Genomic DNA, 2,174 nt, shown 5'->3' with positions numbered 1-2,174 from the left:
GACCAGCGGCGCGCCGCCGCGGAGGCGAGGCGCGCCGAGCGGACCCGCGTCGCCGAGCCCGCGCCGCCTCCCCCTCCGCCTCCGCCACCGCCATCGCCGCCCGCGGCGAGCCCGGCGCCCGCGAACGTCTCCAACCCGGCGCCGGCTCCCTCGCCGCCGGCCAGCGCTCCCGCACCCAGCCCGGCGCCGGAGAACGACGACCCGGCCGCGGCCGAGTTCGGACTCGAGTGATGAGCGGCTGCGAAGTCAGGGGGGCGGACTACACGGATCGCTCAACAGAAGGGTCCGACACGCCCGTTCCGACCCGGTCGCAGCGACCGGACCACAAGGAGGATGCGATGACCCCGAAGTTGACCGCCCTCGCGCACGGACCCCGGCGCCCGTGGCTCGTCGTGCTCACCGCCACCGCAGCGGTGCTCGCGCTGCTGATGCTGGCCGGCGGAGCCGAGCTGCTGATGCCCGCGGAGCAAGGAGACGGCACCGCGCTCGGTGAGCTCAACGCCGCGATCGGGCGCGTGAAGGGCCCCGCGACGGTGCTGATCGGCACGCTGTCGGGCATGGGCCTGCTGGCCGGCGGCGCGATGACCGCGATCGGCCTGCCGCAGGGCCTGCGGATGATGACGATGTCGGCCGTCGCGATCTGCGGCGTGCTGCTCGGCAACGGAATCGTCGCGTAGGGCGCAGGGGTCACAGCCATGACGCGCCAGCTGCCGATCTCCCGCCTGCTCGCGATCGTCCTCGCGGCCGTGCTGCTCGTCCTCGCGGGCGGCGGCGTCGCCGCCGCCGACGATCCCGCGCCGAGCCCCCAGCCGGGGCCGAGCCCGACGGCTCCGGGCAGTCCCGAAGAGGTGCCCGACCAGGCCGACCCGACGCCGGACGCCGCGGGCACCGGCGAGCCGGACCGCGACGAGCTGGAAGCCGACGTCAGAAGAGCGATGGACGACGTCAACGCGGTGATCAGAGAGATCGCCCAGAGAGCGGCCAGAGCCAAGTGCGAAGACGACGAGAACATGCTCGGCATCCCGTCGGTGGAATGCATGACCCAGGACGCGGTCAATGCGCTGTTCGGCTCCGACGAGGACCGCTGGGTCGCCGAGACCCTGGCGTCGTGGCTGATCGAGCTGCCCCCGTTCTCGGCCAGAGCGACGCCCGCGACGGCCAACGCCGCGTGGGTGGGCCAGTCGATCGGGTTCGCGCTGCTGCTCGGGATCGTGACGTTCGCGGTCCTGCACCACTGGGCGGCGGGCCTCGGCTCCGGCGCGGGCGTCAGCGTGCTGATGGACGCGGTCCTGCGCTGCGCCGGCGCCGCGCTGCTGATCCTCGCCTGGCCGTTCGTCTTCGAGAGCGTCATCAACGTGACGAACGTCGTCACGAATCTGATGCTGCCCAACGGCGAGGTGACGGCGGCGATGACGTCGATCGTCAACGCCGGAATGATGATCGGCGGGATCGCAGGGGGCGGCATCGGCGGTGCGCTCGCCGCCGCGATCCTCATCGTGATCGCGTTCACGCTGCTCTACTACTCGCTGCTGATCATGAAGCTCGCGATGGTCGCCGGCCTGATGGTGGCGTTCATCGGCATGCCGATCGCGATCGCGCTGTGGCCGCTGCCGACGACGACGGCGCCCGCCTCCTACGGCGTCCGCTTCATCGGGATGGTCACGAGCACCGCGATCATGTGGGCGATCGCCTTCCGGGCGTTCGGGACCGCCAACATGGAGTTCCAGGCATGGGGCACCGACGTCGGCCTCCCGCAGCACATGCTGCTGCCGCTGATCGGCATCGCCGAGCTGGGCGCGCTGATGGTCGTGCCCAAGCACGCCGCGACGATGTGGAACATCTCCCCGCTCGGCGGTCGCACGCCCGGCGGCGGCATGGTGCGCGGCGCCTTCAACATGGCGGGCGGCCGCCTGCTCTCCCAAGCGGCGAGCAAGGGGCTGTCGCAGCTGTCGAACCTGATCGGCCAGCGGCCTCCGAAGCCGCCGACGCCGCCGACGCCACCGCGCCCGACGCAGCCGCCCACGTGGCGAGTCGACCGGATGCCCTCGAACGCCTCGCCCGGCCAGCCGGCGCTTCCCCCCGTGCCACCGCCGGCGCTGCCGGCCGGCGACCGTCCCGCACCGCCGGCCGGCGGCGGCGGGCCGGCCGGCGGCAAGGGGTCGGGGAACGGGCGG

2 protein-coding genes and 1 pseudogene are annotated in these 2,174 nt (G+C 73.4%); all 3 read left to right on the top strand.

The genetic code is table 11. The annotated features are described in order from the left end of the window. The coding region (locus R7226_RS31340) for a hypothetical protein (RefSeq protein ID WP_318601494.1) at positions 1–231 on the top strand (231 nt) is incomplete at its 5' end. Between the two features lie 107 nt (positions 232–338). After that, on the top strand, positions 339–677 hold the full coding sequence (locus R7226_RS31335; RefSeq protein WP_318601493.1) for a hypothetical protein: 339 nt from the start codon (positions 339–341) through the stop codon (positions 675–677). A gap of 18 nt (positions 678–695) precedes the next feature. Further along, positions 696–2,174: pseudogene (locus R7226_RS31330) on the top strand (hypothetical protein); the annotation flags it as partial.

This window comes from Conexibacter stalactiti, from assembly GCF_033542075.1.
Classification (GTDB): Bacteria; Actinomycetota; Thermoleophilia; order Solirubrobacterales; family Solirubrobacteraceae; genus Conexibacter; species Conexibacter stalactiti.
This window is presented reverse-complemented; position numbering and strand designations above follow the sequence as displayed.

Excerpts from the sequence above, each read along its gene's own strand:
- R7226_RS31335 (WP_318601493.1), top strand. The coding sequence starts at position 339 with ATGACCCCGAAGTTGACCGCCCTCGCGCACGGACCCCGGCGCCCGTGG.